The organism is Pseudomonas brassicacearum subsp. neoaurantiaca, assembly GCF_013608025.1.
Classification (GTDB): domain Bacteria; phylum Pseudomonadota; class Gammaproteobacteria; order Pseudomonadales; family Pseudomonadaceae; genus Aquipseudomonas.
This window is the reverse complement of record NZ_VDLV01000044.1, coordinates 10,080-10,424: the sequence shown is the minus strand read 5'-3', so window position 1 is coordinate 10,424 and position 345 is coordinate 10,080. Positions and strand designations below refer to the sequence as shown.

Annotated in this window: 1 pseudogene; it reads right to left on the bottom strand. The window is 62.0% G+C overall.

From position 1 onward, the window contains the following. Positions 1–345 (bottom strand): annotated as a pseudogene (locus tag FHK92_RS27880) (RHS repeat domain-containing protein); the annotation flags it as partial.

Sequence of the window (345 nt, the reverse complement as noted above, 5' to 3'; positions counted from 1 at the left end):
TCCGGATTGTAGTACCGGTGCCGGTTGTAGTGCAGGCCGCTTTCCCGGTCGTGGTATTGGCCCTGGAAACGCAGCGGTTGTTCCAGGCGCTTGCCGTCGCCATGCCTTAGTTCGGTGAGTTTTCCGTAGCCGTTGTAGCGCGCGGCCCAGACGATTTCGCCTTGGTGGCTGGTCAGTTCCTGCGGGGTGCCGAGGTGGTCGTTGTGGTAGTGGAACGGCGTGGCGTTGTCTGGGCCTTCGCCTTCGAGCAGGGCGAGGGGGCGGAAGGTGCCGGGTTCGTAGACGTAGCTTTGGTAGTGGCGGTCGCTGCTTTCGGCGATGATTTGATCGCCTTGCCAGATGAAC